This is a genomic window from Vibrio sp. Isolate24 (assembly GCF_022398215.1).
Taxonomy (GTDB): domain Bacteria; phylum Pseudomonadota; class Gammaproteobacteria; order Enterobacterales; family Vibrionaceae; genus Vibrio; species Vibrio coralliilyticus_A.
The window spans coordinates 930,851-946,592 of the sequence record NZ_JAKEUU010000001.1 but is presented as its reverse complement, the minus strand read 5'-3'; the positions used below and the strand labels follow the sequence as shown (position 1 = coordinate 946,592).

Sequence of the window (15,742 nt, the reverse complement as noted above, 5' to 3'; positions counted from 1 at the left end):
AAATGGACGCTCGCATTACGCGATTTTTGCTGCTGCGTCTGAATCTAAGTACCACTCGGTCTCACCAGCTTTAGACTGGATTTTCGCAGCTGGATATGGCAGCTCGCTTGCCGGAGTAGTATGAATTTCGTTTACGATGTCAACTTTGCCTGCACCAAGTACAAGATAGCTGATACGTTTAGCGGCTTCTAAAACTCTTGCCGTCTTAGAAACACGAATCTGGCCTGATTCAGGATGAGAAGCCAATACCGCTAGGTTCTCGTCTTGATAATCAGTTTGACCTGGGAACAGTGATGCTGTGTGTCCATCTGCACCGACGCCTAGCAGAATCCAATCGAAAACAGGTGTGCCGTTCTCAGTTGGAATCACATCTGCCATTTCTTTCGCGAAGCGCTCTGCTTCTGCTTTTGGCTCTTCTTCACCACGGATGCGGTGAATGTTGTCTGCTGGCAGTTCGACTTTGCTGAAAAGCAAAGTATTTGCTTCACCGAAGTTACTTTCAGCGTCGTCAGGTGCGACACAGCGCTCGTCACCCCACCAGAAGTGTAGGTTGTTCCACTCGATTGAGGTTGCGTATGTTTCTGTCGCTAGTAGCTTGAACAGCATCTTAGGTGTGCTGCCGCCAGACAGTGAAATATGAACAGGGCGACCTAGTTCGCTGAACGCTTTCATGTCGTTCGCTAAGCTCTCTACCACCTGTTCTGCTGTTGGGAAGATCTTATGGTTGATCATAGTTCGCAGTAGTCCGTATCTGTTAGGTTCTTACATGGGAAACGCCAAGCTCGGTTAGCGCGCTGAAGTAGATCATCCGCTTCTTTAGGGCCCCATGTACCACAGGCATAGCCAAATAGTGCCTGTGGATCTTGTTTAAAGTCGAGAATTGGCTGAACGTATTGCCAGCAGGCTTCAACCGCATCAGTACGCGCAAATAGGGTAGCATCGCCATTCAAAGCATCAAGTAGTAAACGCTCATACGCGGTTAGCATCTGAGTCTCTTCCAAATCATTGTAAGAGAAGTTCATTTTCACTTCTTTGGCTTTAAAGCCAGCACCTGGTTCCTTAAGGCCAAAGCTCATCTGGATGCCTTCGTCCGGTTGGATACGAATGATGAGCTTGTTTTCAGGTGCATTTTGACCAAACACTGGATGCGGTGTGTTCTTAAAGTGGATAACCACTTCTGTTACGCGTGTTGGCAATCGTTTACCAGTACGTACATAGAATGGTACGCCGTTCCAGCGCCAATTGTTAATGTACGCTTTCAAGCCGATGTAGGTTTCAGTTCGTGAATCGTCAGCGACGCCATTCTCTTCACGGTAACCAATAAGGTGCTCCCCACGAACGTCAGAAGCCGTGTATTGACCAAGCACTAGGTCATTACGCAGTGCTTCTTCATCTAAGGGCTTAAGACATTGCAGTACTTTGACGACTTCATCACGCATAGAGTCAGCATTGATCTGTGCTGGTGGCTCCATCCCTACCATGGCGAGGACTTGCAGTAAGTGATTCTGGAACATATCACGCACCGCACCAGAGCCATCGTAGTAGCCGCCACGTTCTTCGACGCCTAAGAATTCCGCCCCTGTGATTTCTACGTAATCAATGAAGTTGCGGTTCCAGAGCGGCTCGAACATAGCGTTAGAAAAGCGGAAAACTAATAAATTTTGAACCGTTTCTTTACCTAAGTAGTGGTCGATACGGTAGATTTGATGCTCTTGGAAGTGTTCGTGAATTTCTTTATCGAGCTTTTGTGCTGATTCAAGATCATAGCCAAATGGTTTTTCGATGATTAGACGTTTCCAACCTTCATCTTCATTATTTAAACCATGGGCTGCGAGACTGGCTGGAATCACACTATATAAACTCGGTGGTGTTGCTAAATAGAATAGAGTGTTGCGCTGTTCGAAGTTGTATTGCTCCGACAATTGGTCAAGACGGGTAACCAGTTTGCTGTAGTCTGCGGTTTCAGAGGTGTTGATCGCTTGGTAGTGCAGGTGGTTAATGAATGCATCTAGCGTTGCAGGCTCAGTTTTTTCCATTTCCTGAAGTGAGTGCTTCAGTTTTTCGCGGTAAGACTCATCGCTGTATTCGGTGCGGCTAACGCCTAGAATAGCGAAGTTTTCTGGAAGCTGCTTACTCGCGTAAAGGTGGTATAAAGCAGGGATCAACTTACGATAGGTTAAGTCGCCCGAAGCACCAAAAATAACGATGCTGCTGTTTTCTGGTATTACCATCATCTTTCCCTTAGAAACGAGGTAGTTATCATGTGCCGTCAATGCTGGCGACTCGAAGAGCCAACCCTATCAACGGGACTTCAAAATTGATAATTGGTGATGTCTATTAGTTTGATAGCCAAAACCTTAACCTTCTTGAGCTATAGAGATAAATCTCAATTCGGCAGCGTATTGTCTATGAGTCTTTGATATACATCAACCTTTGTGAAGGCAATCGATTAAATATTGATTAATAATAATGCTAGGTCATTGATTATATATAACTTATTGGGAATGGTGAGAAGAACTCCTGTATGGAGTTAAAACTCTAATTTTAAGACGTTATTGCAAGGTTTCTTGCTGCGTTAGAACAAGGTTTTCAGATGCGCTTTGACGGTTTGCATATGTTCTTCACGCTCAACGGGAACGATCTGCTCTGGCGCTAAGAACTTCTCAGCGTAACTTTGATCGATTTCATGCTCTAAGAATAATAAATAGAGCTTAGGATCAATATGGCCTGAGGTTGCCATGTGCGTCATGATATTGAGTGACTCAGCGAGGCTTTTGGCTTTTTTGTAAGGTCTATCGCTGGATGTGAGGGCCTCAAAAACATCGGCAATAGCCATAACTCGAGCGGGGATAGAGAGTTGTTCTTCACTGAGACCTCTGGGGTAGCCTTTGCCATCCATACGTTCATGATGTCCGCCTGCTATTTCTGGGATATTTTTGAGGTGTTCTGGGTAAGGCAGACGGCCAAGCATGGTAATGGTTTGAATGATGTGATCGTTGACGATAAATCGTTCTTCATCGTTTAGAGTGCCATAGCGAATAGAAAGGTTATATAGCTCACCGCGGTTGTATTTAAGTTTTCCTGGTTGAAGGACAAAGTTCTCTTTCCAAACATCTTGCGGGCTTTCGCCCTGAGTCCATGGGATTTGATGAACTGGCTTATCACCTAATAAGGGCTCCATAACGGGTAATACAGCGGGTTCGCCAGCTCGTTGTTTTTCGACCCAAGAAACACCGGCTTGATCGTCTAAGGTGCGTTTCCATTGTCTTTGAGCGATAGTCTTAAGACGCTCAATGGCCGATTCTTCCATCTGCTCACTGCCGACATTGCAGTTAGCAATAAACTGAAACTCTTCGTCTAAGGTTCTATGTGTTTCCTTCAACGTATGCTTTAGTTCGGTCGCACTGCCGCCGTTATACAGTCCTTGCCAGTAGTCAACTTCAGCTTGTGTTTTAAGGAGCTCAAAGCGCATTCGAATTTCATGGATACGGTCATAAATGGTTTCGAGTTTGGTCGCTTTATCGATGACATATTCTGGTGTTGTCACTTTGCCACAGTCATGCAGCCATGCGGCTAAATGTAGCTCTTCCCATTGCTTTTTATCCATTTCAAACTGGGGGAAATAATGGTCATCATCCTGAGCAACCTGAGTGAGCATTTTAGTCAGCTCTGGGACGCGCTGACAGTGGCTACCTGTATATGGAGACTTGGTATCTATTGATGAGGCAATCAGCTCGATAAACGCATTCAGCATATCTTTTTGCTGTTGCATTTGATCAATGTTTTCCTTGGCGATTTCTGCAAAGCTTAACAGCTCTTTGAGGAAAGCGTGTTTATCACTCTGTTCCTTGGTGATGGCTCTTTCGTAACCGAGTAGCAGAATACCCACTAGTTGTTTGTCCCGATTAAGTAGCGGGAAGAAGTAAATATCAGAGTTGTAGAAAATATCCTTATGTGGGCTGAGAGCGTTATCACTTCGGTTGAGGTGCACGATTTCACCTCGGCGTAAATCTGTTTCTAACCAAGCGGTTTCAGTCAGAAACTCATTCAGCTCAATTTTAAAAGGAATAATGGCGTGGTTTGCGGCCATGTCGAAGGTATTTTTCTTATCAGAGTGCGTGTACAGAATGATGGTTTCGGCTCGTGTGACAAGGTAACTTTGGTGAGTAATGGTTTTTGCTAAGAGAGAGAAATCCTGATTACTTGCTGTCTCTCTGAGTAATCTCAGCAGATCATGCAGAGTATGCTCCATCAGTTCGATGGATTCCGTAAGATTTGCGACCTCATTGATAACACTCTTAGGATAGCGAGTTTTTTTGAAATCGAAGCGTGCAATGTTATCTGTCAGCAGCACCAAGTTTTGTAATGGTGTCGCCAGTCTGTTGGCAACAATCCAAACCACAATAAAACTCAGTGCGAGCATCGCCATTGCGACCGTGATTTGCCTGTCGCGCATGGAAAGAAGATTCATTAGTAAATCTTCCTGTGGTGTAGCTTCTGCCAATAAAAGACGCACGTGTTCGTTGAGCACAACAGGAGTGAGTGTCACTGACCAGTTTTGACCGTCATGGACGACGGGCTCGTAGAGTGTTTGACTACTATGGCGGTCTAAGATAGGGGCAAACAAGCTGTCTTCAAGCTGTGTCTGTATTTGGTCCTTCTCTTGAGTTAGATCGACATTCGCCTGGTGCTGGGCGAGCACTCGGAACTGGTTGTCAAACAGGATCAGTTTCGTTTTGCCGGAAAAGCCTATCTCACTAAGTTGTTGTGATAGAGAAGAAAGCGTGAAATCCGCCGCTACGACTTTTCCTCCATCCGCAGAGCGGCGCGATAAAGTTACGCCGTTGGTTTTGAGAAAGTAAAAAAAATATGGCTCAGTGAGGCGAATATCGCCATCTGGGTCTGCATTTACGAACCACGGCCTCACTCTAGGATCAAATTCATTATCATGGGTCTTTTTGTAGCCGACCTTTCTATGTTTACTGTCTAAAAAGTGAAACTCATTTAAGCCACTTGGCTTAGTAAAGTTAATCATCATGCTGGCTGTCGGTGGCGCCCCGAATCGTTCTCGTGTTTTATCATCACGAAGCGAACGAAGCATGGTGAATTCACCTTGTTCGTTAGCATAGAAAAGCGCAACAACACCTTGATTTCTTTTGAATATTAAATCTAACGATGAAAGGAATCGTTTAACTTTAATCGGGGCTTGTCGTTGATCAATGGCTGCGCTGAGAGCCATAAAGTCTAGAGTAGTAAGGATTGGCCCTACGCGTACCTTGAAAGTTGACTCTAGCTTACGGCTATTTTCGCTACTCAGCTCTTTGGCGCTGACGGTGAGTAGCTCTTGAGAGTGACGATAACTTATGGCAATGAGCACAGTACCGACTAAAGTCGTCAGGACTAAAAATAAGCTCGTAATATGGATACTTAACGAATAGCGACGTTTCTTCATGTATCACCCAATAACAAATCACTTATTAAGTATTGGTCAATATGCGAATCATGCAAAAATTGTCGTTAATTTAGTGATAGGGCAGTCGTTAGTTTTATGATTTATAAAGGTAATATATCACTGAATCGACTATAACTATTAGAGGTGTAATTGAGGGAAGAAACGGGATGTTAACATTAAACTATCAGATAGAAGTGGCGGCAACGCCAAGCGTTATCTGGAAAGTGCTCACAGAGGTGGAGCTGTATTCACAATGGGCAAGGGCATTTTCACCCCAGTCTCAATTTGAAGGCGAGTGGTTAGAAGGGAGTCATGTCTCGTTTTTTGACCCTGAATTAGGTGGGACAAGAGCGGTGATAGATCGGATCGAAGAGCACAAAGTAATTGAATATCATCATATTGCAATCTTTAACCCGGAGCATATTCAAGATATAGACAGTGACTCGGCCAAAAAGTGGATTGGTAGTAAAGAAAGCTATCAGATTACACCTCTGGAAAACTCAGTATTACTGAAAGTGACAATTGAAACTCATCCTGATTTTGTCAGCATGTTCAATAGTGGCTGGCAAAAAGCGTTACCATTGATAAAAGTAATATGTGAGCAACAGAAGCCGTAGGCTGGTAAAGTAGATCAAATTTTTACGAGACTTAGGTAAATTGTCTTTATGAAGCTTGTTGTTGATACTCATACTCATACGTATGCCAGTGGTCATGCTTATAGCACCTTGATTGAGAATGCTCGATTGGCGAAGAAAAATGGCCTACACATGTTTTGTACCACTGATCACGCTGAATCTATGCCGGGAGCTCCCCATTACTGGTTCTTCTCAAATCAACGGGTGCTGCCTCGATTCATTGAAGGCGTTGCGGTGATTCGTGGTGTTGAATCCAATATCCTCAACATTCAAGGTGAAGTCGATATCCATTCTTCTACAGAGGCCAATCTTGATTGGGCTATCGCCAGCTTCCATGAGCCTGTATTTCGTCCCTCTAGTAAAGACGTGCACACTGAAGCCCTCATCAATACTATTCGCAGCGGTCGAGTTGATGCTCTGGGGCATCTAGGCAATCCGAACTTCGACTTTGATTTTGAATCGGTTCTAGCGTGTGCCAGAGAGCACAACGTAGCAATCGAAATCAACAACACCACATTGAAAGGTAACAGCAGAGTGGGAAGTGTTGAACGTTGCTGCGAAATCGCCCAGATTGGTAAAAAACTGGGAGTGTATTTTACCACAGGTAGTGATGCTCATTTCTGCGAGGATGTTGGTAATTTAGATCTAGTGTCGCAACTGATTGATACGATTGGTATAGATCAAGAGAAAGTGATCACCCATTCTACTCGACAATTTCTCAATTTCCTTGAGCTGAGAGGCCGAGCTCCTATCGAGGAGTACGTCAATTTATAAGTTGATACAATTTTCATCTCAAGTGTGCTGACTGAATTCAGTACACTTTCCCCTCCTATTCCAAGATAAGAACAATACAATGAGAAAGTTAATTCCAGCTCTGGTACTGATGGTATCGGTACAGGCTTTTGCGTCGGACTTCGACCTGAAAGCAACAATGAAGCAAATGAAAGTTGAATTTAAACACGCTGCTGAAGCAACTGAAATTACCGAAATGAAGACAGCGGTGACTAACCTGTCTGAACTGGTAGAGCAATCAAAGCGTGGTGACTACCCACCAGAAAAGTTTGATATCTACTTTGAAGGTTTCAATAAGCTATCAGGTGCGTTGGATAAGGTAGAAGCGCAATTGGACGCTGGCGATATGGCGTCGGCAAAAGAGTCTTTACGTCAGGTCGATGAGCTTCGCATTGAATATCACGACAAACGTAACCCAAGCATCTGGAGTAAGCTATTCGGCTAAATTGATGTTTGATTTGGACTGTTGCTGAATTGTGCCTGCAAGAAGGGCAGAAGTAACAGTCCAATAACCGCTGAGCAGATCGAAATGGTGACGAAAAAACCAGTCCAGTGGAAATGCTCCATAATGATAGCCATAGGGTAGCCTGCCAATGCTGCTCCCATATAAGCAAATAGACCGACAAAGCCCGTTGCTGCACCCGCTGAGTCTTTGTGCGAACACTCTGCAGCGGCCATACCAATCAGCATTTGTGGTCCAAACACAAAGAATCCAATGGCAAAAAATCCAGCGGCCTGAAAAGCAAAATTCGTCACTGGCATTAGCCACAAAGCGGCCACTGACAAGAAGACTCCCATCGCAAAAATCAGGTTCATTGGGCCACGATTACCACCGAACAATTTATCTGACCCCCAACCTGCAACCAAAGAACCGATAAAGCCGCCGATTTCAAACAAGGATAAAGCGGCATTTGCGTTGATCAAGTCGAAACCGTGCTGTTCGGTAAGGTAGATATTACCCCAGTCATTGACTGCTGTTCGAACGATGTACACCAGCACGTAGCTAAACGCCAGCAACCAAATATATTTGTTGTTTAGGACATAGGTACGTAGAATTTGGTGGGGTTTCAGACCAATACCATCGTTCTCTTGTGCCAGCTCAAGCTTGTCGTTTTTCCATCGGCCAATGGTGGGTAACCCCATGGTGATCGGTTTGTCTCTCAGTCTCCAACAGAGAAACAGCCCGATGATGACACCAATAATCCCCGGAATAACAAAGCCTTCTCGCCAGCTGTAATGCAGCACCATATAACCGACGACAAGAGGGATTAAGGCTCCGCCCACGTTGTGAGCCGTATTCCAGATAGCCCAGAAGAAACCGCGTTCAGAGCGTGAATACCATGTTGTGAGAAGTTTTGAACAGGAAGGCCAACCCCAGCCCTGAAACCAGGCATTGAGTACCCAAAGCGTAAACAGCGCGTAGAGTGAGCTGGATAAGCCAAACAGAATGTTAATGATGCCTGTCGCAATTAATCCAAGCCCCATGAAATAGCGTGGATTAGACCGGTCTGAAACGATGCCGGAAATGAACTTAGACAAGCCGTAGGTCAGATAAAAGAACGTGCCCATCAAACCTATGTCACTTTTGTCTAAACCTAGGTCTGCGATCAAAGCAGGGGTCGCATAGTTAAACGTCTTGCGGGTGAAGTAAAAGCCGGCATAGCCGAGATACATACCGACCATGATATGCAGCCGCCAGTACTGGTAAGTCGATTGCATCTCGTGGGTAGTGTGATTAGGTCGAGCGATAGAGTCGGACATAAGCTACACCTCAAATCCCCGGTAGTTCGACACGAATAGAAGTACCATGCTGCTCTGATTCATGCTGGCTATGGCTGCGAATATTAAATCGCCCACCGAGTGCTTGCACACGCTCTTGCATACCTTTTAAGCCAAAGCCTTTTTGGCTGTCCTGTAGTTTGAATCCAATGCCGTTGTCTTGAATCTTGAGTTCGACTTCGTCTCCCAGTTTGATATCAATCTCTAAACGGCTTGCCTGAGCGTACTTTTGTGCATTATTGAGGGCTTCCTGACATATCCGATACAAGGTTGCACTGGTCGCATCGCTTAACGTAGATACGTGCCTACCTTCTAGCTTGAACGAGACTTCAACGCCTTGCTGCTCAAACTCCATTTCGCGAACTAACTGTTGCAGAGCTTCGACCAGATCAAGATCATCCAGTGCTTTGGGTCTGAGGCGAGTCAACAGCCCTTTAGTGGTGTCATAAACATTCAGTGATAAAGATTCGATGGTGGTGGCGCAATTGGCACTCATCTGTGGATTTTCGACTCGTTTAATGATGCTGGCTTGGGTGCGGATAGCAGTAATATTCTGGCCTATTTCATCATGTAGTTCGCGTGCGACCTCCTGACGTACGGACTCTTCCGCTTTGACGAGCTGGCGCGATAAATTCTGGTTGCGGCTTAATTCATGGCGTAATTTTTGGTTTAAATCTCGCTGGCGCTGTACAGCGACGCCTAGCAAGATCCCCGTTAGTGTTTGTGCTGTAATTGATAGTAGAAGGTCGGTGATTTCAAGTTGAGAAACCCCACTACGTGCTGCGATCAAAGCAATACTGTTGAGTAAGGTACCCAGCATAGCGCCTTGCCAGCCATAACGAAAAGCCAGCAGGATAATGGGGATTGCCAAACAAAACGGGGCAAAACGTCGCAATTCATCGGGTAGTCCTATTTGCAGGGCAATACTGACAGAGAAAAGGGCGATAAATAGGATAATCGGCTTTATATTGAATTGAATCGGCTGACTGATCAAATTGGAGGTTAGAGGTAACCAAGTACTTTGAAACAGGTAGTTCCAGACCAGATAGCAGGTCGGGACCAGCATGAGTCCACCAGTGACACTAACCAGCCAAACTAAGCTGGTTGACTCAACGTGACTACTCACAGCAGCAACATTGATCAGCGACGACACAATAATCACAGCCGCTTGAACCAGCAATCGCTGAGATTGCGCACCATAGTTAAATCGCATCGCCATCGCGGTGACTGGAATACTGGCGGCACTGGCCGCTAAAACGGTAAGCCATTGAGGCTGGTCTAACAATAACGCAAGAGATATCGTTAGCAGCCATTCTGCTGCATAAATTGCAGGCCAATGCTTCTTGGCAGTATGTAATGTCACGCCCAGTCGCAAGGCGAAGGGGAAAAAGAGAATTGCCAGCTCAGCATCATTAACGAAGTAATAAGAAATGACCCATAAGCAAAACCAACTACACAGGGTAATGAACCAAGCACAGGCAGAAGTGATCAGGTAGTTGCGCATTAGAGCGGGATTTCCTGACTGAACAGCTTAGCTAATTCAACATTGTTTTTGACCGCGAGTTTGTCCATCGCATTGGCACGATGGACGTGAACCGTCTTATGGCTCAGGCCGAGCTGGTTGGCCACTAACTTTACATCCATCCCCGTCGCGAGCAGTTCACAGACTTGTTTCTCCCGCTTAGTTAGCTGGCTTAATGAAGCGGTTGCTGCTTTAGGAGAGGCCAACTTCAAGGCGATTTCTGGGGTTAAATAGCAGCCGCCAGTGGATGCGGTTCGCACAGCTTGAACCAGCTCTTCCGGGCTACATCGTTTAGTCAAATACCCAAGAGCCCCTGCTTCAAGGGCTTTTTCTACCATCGCTAGCGAGTCATGGACACTCAGCATGACGCAGGCGATGCCAGAGGGGAGCGACTCAAGTAAACTCAGTCCACTTTCATCAGGCATTGATATATCGGTAATGCACACATTAGCACCGCTGCCTGGCAAGCCTTGTTTGGCATCGGACACTGAGTTGAATTCACCAACGACGTTAATGTCACTTTCCAGACTTAGAAGCTGGGCAAAACCGGATCGAACGATGACGTGATCATCAACGAGAGCAACATTAATCATGGCAATTATCCAAAGCAAGGTAGAATGCGGGGTAAGGTACCGTTAAGTGTACTAATAGGCAAATAGCGTTTGGAACTAAAGAAAGCGCCATCTATATCTCACTGATTCAGGCTAAACAGCGAGTATTAGATAGCGCTAACTGGGGGTATTAAGCGTTTACTTGAGCGAGCTGTTTCTTAGCTTTACGAATCTTCTTCTCTTCAGCGATGGCGACAAAAGCAAGTAAGCCGATACAGATAGCCGCAGAAGTATCCAGTGCAGCAAAAGTACCTTGCCAACCCGTCAGGCCAAAAATAGGCGTGCCGTCTGCAATCATACCCAGACCAAGTTTCGCGAAGCTATCACCAATCAGGTACGCAAATGTGCCTTTCACACCGTCAGCAACACTGATGGCTTTCTTCGGTACAAAGCCAACGGCTGCAACGCCAATCAGCAACTGAGGACCAAATACAAGGAAGCCTAATACGAACAGTGACGCTAGATACATGAACTCGCTGGTGGCATGTTGGTAGAACTCGAGTGACACAATAATCAAGCCAAGTGATACACAAGCAACAAGCGCACGGCGACCGTTAGCTAAGTCTGACAAGTAGCCCCACATTAATGTACCGACCAGTGCACCCACTTCGAATAAGGTGAAACCAGAAATTGCCGCTTCTTTAGATAGACCAAGCTCTTGGTAGGCATAAACCGTTGACCATTGGTCGATACCAATACGCACGATATAAAGGAAAATGTTGGCGAAACACAGTAGCCAGATCACTTTGTTTTTCAGTACATATTCAACAAAGATTTCTCGCTTAGACATTTGCTGCTCTTCCGCGGCATTGTCTTCTTCGCTGACAGCTTCATCGAATAGCTCTTCCACTTTACCCAAACCATAGGCTTCTGGAGAGTCGCTACCAAAACGCATGCCAATAAAACCTACAATCAAAGCGATGATAGATGGGAAGATGAACATACCAATCACGTGACCATCGAATAGGTAATTCGCGCCAAATAAAGCGACACCTGCCGCGCCCGCACCACCAACGTTATGCGACATATTCCACAGACCAAGGTATGAGCCGCGCTTGTTACGTGGTGTCCACTTGGTGATGGTTGAGTAGCTAGAAGGGCCGCCAGTACTCTGGAAGAAACCACTTAACGCATAAAATGCGATCATGAGGAATAGGCTGATGCTACCGCCTCCCATGCTCATACTGAAACCCAGCATGGCAAGCCCCGAAAGGATCAACATGAAGGGTAGGAACTGCTTGGTGTTTTTGCCATCGGCGTAATAAGACACCACAGTTTTACCAATGCCGTAAGTAATCGAAAAGCCAAGGCCAATCATACCTAACTCGGTCATTGATAGGCCGTAAGTGGAGATCATATCGTTCTGAGCGATATTGAAGTTCTTACGGATCAGGTACATGGTCATGTAGCCAATGAATACAACTAAGTAAGATTGTAAAAAGGGTTTAAACCACATTTTTCGGCGAACTTCGACTGGCAGGTCCAGCGTTGGTTTGCGCACTTGTTCTAGAAATTTCAACATAGTGAATCCTTAGAGCCCAGCTTAGCCCGTTGGGCAAAGCAAATAAAAAATTCGGTTGATTTAGCTGACAGGCAGTCAGGAGTAAATCGATGGCGCTAAGTGTATTCATCGTGGTGCGTTGTGGCTTGAGAGATGCTCCTAGGCGGATTAGGAAAATTTCCTAGATCGAGTTGGTTAGTGAGTGTTTCGTGAATAGTGTCACATGATTGATTGGACTCGTTTCGGTTAGTTATTGTTCTTTTTGTAGAAAAGTTATGACTAAGCTTATGTTTTGCAGCACAACTGGCTGAGTTTGTTAATTTCACGTTATATAGTTACAGCGAACAAATCGAGAGTGATCATGTTACGCGCAACGAATTTTAACCGGACGATGTTATTGGCGAGTGCCCTGAGTTGGCTGCTCGTTTCTCTGATGCCGGTCATAAATGCGCATGGCTCAAACGCTGGAGTTTGGGCAACGTTATGTACCATCAACGGTTTCGAGCTGGTTCAGGTCGAAGAAGGTAAACCGGAAACTCAGCACGGTAAGCCTTGTCCATTCAGTCACTTTTCCTCTTTCCATCAGGATTCACTTCCAACACCACCTTACTTTACACGACAGACGTATGTGCGTGATGAAGCGTATGCTTTTTTGGCTCTAAGCGTTCGCTATCAGCTTGCACTCCCACGTGCGCCGCCTTTGTTTATTGCTTGATATAAAAATAAAATTATTAAATAAGGCATAGCGCCTCACTGTAAAGTCTACGTTCAGCAAACACTATTGAATGATCCATTCGGATTGAACCCGAATGGTTTTGCTGCGCGCAATAAAAAGGAAATTGTAATGTTGGGTAGTCAAACTCAGACTTCACCTAAGGAATCTTCACGCCTATCTTCAGAGAAGGCTCGAATCAAATCACGCTACTTTATGACATGGCGCTGGCACTTTTATGCAGGCCTTTATGTCATCCCATTTATGCTTATGCTCAGCCTGACAGGGCTTGTCATGCTGTTTGATGATGAAATCGAACAAGCTCGATATCAGGATGAGTTGGTTGTTATGCCTGAATCTTCAAAAGTTCCTGTGTCTCAGCAACTAGAGAGTGTTCAAGCTAGTTATCCATCTGGGCAGGTTACTCAGTATATCCCTGCTGCTGAAACCAACCTGGTCAATAAGTTCAGTGTACGTCTGGAAGATGGCACCTCGGTGTTTGCCACCGTGAATCCCTATAGTGGTCAGGTATTAGGTGAAATAGATCGCAGTGACAGCTGGTATCAGCTTGCGAATGAAATCCACGGAACCTTGTTGATTGGTCAATGGGGTGATTACTTAATCGAAGTCTCTGCTAGCTTGAGTATCTTACTTTTGGTAACGGGCATCTATTTATGGTTACCACGGGACAAGGCAAGTAAAGCGGGATTTCTGAAAGTGCGTTTTACATCGGGTACACGCATCTTGATGCGCGATCTGCACGCGAACTTGGGTGGTGTGTTGTCGGTTGTGTTGCTGTTTTTTGTCATCTCAGGTTTGGCTTGGGCGGGCGTTTGGGGCAGCAAGCTGGTTCAGGCGTGGAATACGTTTCCTACTTACTACACTTGGGGCGATAAGCCAGAGTCACTGCTGACTCACGCTGACCTCAACCACGGTAGTGAGGAAGAAATGCCATGGAGCTTAGAACAGGCTCCGTTACCTGAATCTAAGGGGCATGCTCATGGTAGCGAAGATCATGCTCATCATGAACATAGCTCGTATGATATCAGTCAGAGTATCAGCATCGATTCGATAGTCGAGCAAGCACAACGCCTTGGTTTTACTCAGTTCAATCTCTTTTTACCTCAGTCTGAAACGGGTGTGTATACGCTAGCAGCGAATTCTATGGCGGGCGACATTAGCGATCCGAGAAAAGACAAAACCACTCACATAGACCAGTACACAGGTGAAGTGTTGGTGGATGTGACATGGGAAGACTACAGTTTGTTCGCTAAATTTATGGCAGCAGGCGTGTCTTTGCACCAAGGGGATGTCAGCGTGGTGAACAAGATACTCAATGTTTTGTTTTGTGTGGCGTTCATCTCTATTTCCATCACTGGTATTGTGATGTGGTGGATCAGAAGGCCATCAGGCAAGACTCGAGTCGGTATTCCGCCTCGCTTTGAAAGTGATGGTATCTGGAAGGTAGGAGCCATTACACTCGCTATGGTTGCAGTCTTTTTCCCGCTAGCAGCGGTGACTATCGTGCTCTTTGGTGTGATTGATTGGTTTGTTTTCCGGCAGAAAATGGAAACGTCAGCATCCTAGTACCACAACAAAAAAGGCCACCTATTGGTGGCCTGATTCACGTATGGCTCGGTTACTTTACTGACCAGTCGATAGTCTCACCCGCGCGAATTGGTACGACAATGTCCTGACCAAATGGCATTGATTCTGCCACTGCCCATTCTTCTTTAGTGAGCGTTACGGTATCTGAGTTTCGAGGTAGACCATAGAAGTCTGGGCCATTGTGGCTCGCAAATGCTTCAAGGTTCTCTAACTTACCCTCAAGCTCAAACACTTCTGCATAAAGCTCTAACGCTGCGTGAGCAGTATATGAACCAGCGCAGCCACATGCTGCTTCCTTCATACCTTTCGCATGAGGAGCGGAATCTGTACCTAAGAAAAACTTCTTACTACCGCTAGTTGCAGCTTCAATCAGCGCTTTTTGGTGGGTGTTGCGCTTAAGAATCGGCAGACAATAGAAGTGAGGTTTAATTCCACCAACCAACATGTGGTTGCGGTTGTATAGCAGGTGGTGAGCTGTGATGGTTGCTGCAACATTATCGTTGGCGTTTTTAACAAAAGTGGCCGCATCTGCCGTTGTGATGTGCTCAAGTACGATCTTCAATTCTGGGAAATCATTGACGATGGGCGCCAAAACCGTATCTAGAAACTCTTTTTCACGGTCAAAAATATCGACATCATGAGTCGTCACTTCACCGTGGACCAGAAGTAGCATGCCAACTTCCTGCATTGCTTCAAGCACATGGTAGATGTTTTTAGCAGAAGTCACACCAGAATCAGAGTTGGTTGTTGCACCAGCAGGGTAGAGCTTGGCCGCCACCACTTTACCTGAAGCTTTTGCTTTGCGAATTTCATCGGGTGAAGTGTTATCCGTCAGATACAACGCCATCAAGGGCTCAAATTGTTCGCTTGGTTTTTCTGCCATGATGCGCTCACGATAAGCGAGTGCCATTTCAGTGTCGGTAACTGGTGGGACTGTGTTTGGCATGATTAGCGCTCGACCATTGTAGCGGCTGATGTCGCGGACGGTATCTGTTAGAACATCACCATCGCGTAAGTGAACATGCCAGTCGTCAGGACGAGTGATCGTAAGTGTTGTCATTATTGCTCCCACCATAATAATAAGTTGTCTGATTGGAGCCTAAGCATCAACGAAAACTGTGAAGGCAAAC

Annotated in this window: 13 protein-coding genes; 5 read left to right on the top strand and 8 right to left on the bottom strand. The window is 45.7% G+C overall.

From position 1 onward, the window contains the following. Window positions 1-15 precede the first annotated feature (15 nt). The 3 genes from pgl to L1D23_RS04160 all read right to left on the bottom strand — a co-directional run bounded on the left by pgl (window position 16) and on the right by L1D23_RS04160 (window position 5,452). Entirely contained in the window at window positions 16-732 is a 717-nt protein-coding gene (gene pgl, locus L1D23_RS04170; protein WP_239864389.1) for a 6-phosphogluconolactonase, read from the bottom strand. Beyond that, a complete protein-coding gene (gene zwf / locus L1D23_RS04165; RefSeq protein ID WP_239836392.1) occupies window positions 729-2,231 on the bottom strand; it encodes a glucose-6-phosphate dehydrogenase in 1,503 nt (500 codons plus the stop codon). Before zwf ends, pgl begins: the two co-directional genes overlap by 4 nt. A 344-nt stretch (window positions 2,232-2,575) precedes the next feature. Continuing rightward, a complete protein-coding gene (locus L1D23_RS04160; RefSeq protein WP_239864387.1) occupies window positions 2,576-5,452 on the bottom strand; it encodes an HD domain-containing phosphohydrolase in 2,877 nt (958 codons plus the stop codon). A gap of 167 nt (window positions 5,453-5,619) precedes the next feature. On the opposite strand from L1D23_RS04160, the gene L1D23_RS04155 reads away from it, so the two are divergent. The 3 genes from L1D23_RS04155 (at window position 5,620) to L1D23_RS04145 (ending at window position 7,324) form a co-directional block, all read left to right on the top strand. Next, a complete protein-coding gene (locus L1D23_RS04155) occupies window positions 5,620-6,069 on the top strand; it encodes an SRPBCC domain-containing protein (RefSeq protein ID WP_239836097.1) in 450 nt (149 codons plus the stop codon). Window positions 6,070-6,117: 48 nt separating this feature from the next. Next, complete coding sequence (locus L1D23_RS04150) at window positions 6,118-6,861, top strand: phosphatase (protein WP_239864386.1); 744 nt, start codon at window positions 6,118-6,120, stop codon at window positions 6,859-6,861. Between the two features lie 79 nt (window positions 6,862-6,940). Then, complete coding sequence (locus L1D23_RS04145; RefSeq protein WP_239864384.1) at window positions 6,941-7,324, top strand: cytochrome b562; 384 nt, start codon at window positions 6,941-6,943, stop codon at window positions 7,322-7,324. On the opposite strand, the gene L1D23_RS04140 is transcribed toward L1D23_RS04145, so the two are convergent. From L1D23_RS04140 to uhpT, 4 genes are all read right to left on the bottom strand, one after another. After that, window positions 7,321-8,640 (bottom strand): MFS transporter, encoded by a 1,320-nt coding sequence (locus L1D23_RS04140; protein WP_239864382.1) that lies wholly within the window; start codon window positions 8,638-8,640, stop codon window positions 7,321-7,323. The genes L1D23_RS04145 and L1D23_RS04140 overlap by 4 nt on opposite strands. Before the next feature lie 10 nt (window positions 8,641-8,650). Continuing rightward, on the bottom strand, window positions 8,651-10,162 hold the full coding sequence (gene uhpB / locus L1D23_RS04135) for a signal transduction histidine-protein kinase/phosphatase UhpB (RefSeq protein WP_239864381.1): 1,512 nt from the start codon (window positions 10,160-10,162) through the stop codon (window positions 8,651-8,653). Then, complete coding sequence (gene uhpA, locus L1D23_RS04130) at window positions 10,162-10,773, bottom strand: transcriptional regulator UhpA (RefSeq protein WP_239864380.1); 612 nt, start codon at window positions 10,771-10,773, stop codon at window positions 10,162-10,164. Before uhpA ends, uhpB begins: the two co-directional genes overlap by 1 nt. A gap of 148 nt (window positions 10,774-10,921) precedes the next feature. Next, window positions 10,922-12,313, bottom strand: a complete 1,392-nt coding sequence (uhpT, locus tag L1D23_RS04125; RefSeq protein ID WP_095570861.1) for a hexose-6-phosphate:phosphate antiporter — start codon at window positions 12,311-12,313, stop codon at window positions 10,922-10,924. Window positions 12,314-12,653: 340 nt separating this feature from the next. On the opposite strand from uhpT, the gene L1D23_RS04120 reads away from it, so the two are divergent. Next, on the top strand, window positions 12,654-13,007 hold the full coding sequence (locus tag L1D23_RS04120; protein ID WP_239864379.1) for a hypothetical protein: 354 nt from the start codon (window positions 12,654-12,656) through the stop codon (window positions 13,005-13,007). A gap of 129 nt (window positions 13,008-13,136) precedes the next feature. Further along, window positions 13,137-14,591 carry a PepSY domain-containing protein gene (locus tag L1D23_RS04115; protein WP_239864378.1) on the top strand — a complete coding sequence of 485 codons (1,455 nt, stop codon included), beginning with the start codon at window positions 13,137-13,139 and terminating at the stop codon, window positions 14,589-14,591. A 52-nt stretch (window positions 14,592-14,643) separates the two neighbouring features. Here L1D23_RS04115 and pyrC read toward each other — a convergent pair whose 3' ends face one another. After that, window positions 14,644-15,672, bottom strand: a complete 1,029-nt coding sequence (gene pyrC, locus L1D23_RS04110) for a dihydroorotase (RefSeq protein ID WP_006961262.1) — start codon at window positions 15,670-15,672, stop codon at window positions 14,644-14,646. Between the last annotated feature and the right edge of the window lie 70 nt (window positions 15,673-15,742).

Bases quoted from the DNA above. Each gene is read 5' to 3' on its own strand.
- uhpT (WP_095570861.1), bottom strand. From the start codon at position 12,313: ATGTTGAAATTTCTAGAACAAGTGCGCAAACCAACGCTGGACCTGCCA.
- uhpA (WP_239864380.1), bottom strand. From the start codon at position 10,773: ATGATTAATGTTGCTCTCGTTGATGATCACGTCATCGTTCGATCCGGT.
- pyrC (WP_006961262.1), bottom strand. From the start codon at position 15,672: ATGACAACACTTACGATCACTCGTCCTGACGACTGGCATGTTCACTTA.
- L1D23_RS04155 (WP_239836097.1), top strand. From the start codon at position 5,620: ATGTTAACATTAAACTATCAGATAGAAGTGGCGGCAACGCCAAGCGTT.
- L1D23_RS04120 (WP_239864379.1), top strand. From the start codon at position 12,654: ATGTTACGCGCAACGAATTTTAACCGGACGATGTTATTGGCGAGTGCC.
- L1D23_RS04160 (WP_239864387.1), bottom strand. From the start codon at position 5,452: ATGAAGAAACGTCGCTATTCGTTAAGTATCCATATTACGAGCTTATTT.
- zwf (WP_239836392.1), bottom strand. From the start codon at position 2,231: ATGGTAATACCAGAAAACAGCAGCATCGTTATTTTTGGTGCTTCGGGC.
- L1D23_RS04115 (WP_239864378.1), top strand. From the start codon at position 13,137: ATGTTGGGTAGTCAAACTCAGACTTCACCTAAGGAATCTTCACGCCTA.
- uhpB (WP_239864381.1), bottom strand. From the start codon at position 10,162: ATGCGCAACTACCTGATCACTTCTGCCTGTGCTTGGTTCATTACCCTG.
- L1D23_RS04150 (WP_239864386.1), top strand. From the start codon at position 6,118: ATGAAGCTTGTTGTTGATACTCATACTCATACGTATGCCAGTGGTCAT.
- L1D23_RS04140 (WP_239864382.1), bottom strand. From the start codon at position 8,640: ATGTCCGACTCTATCGCTCGACCTAATCACACTACCCACGAGATGCAA.
- pgl (WP_239864389.1), bottom strand. From the start codon at position 732: ATGATCAACCATAAGATCTTCCCAACAGCAGAACAGGTGGTAGAGAGC.
- L1D23_RS04145 (WP_239864384.1), top strand. From the start codon at position 6,941: ATGAGAAAGTTAATTCCAGCTCTGGTACTGATGGTATCGGTACAGGCT.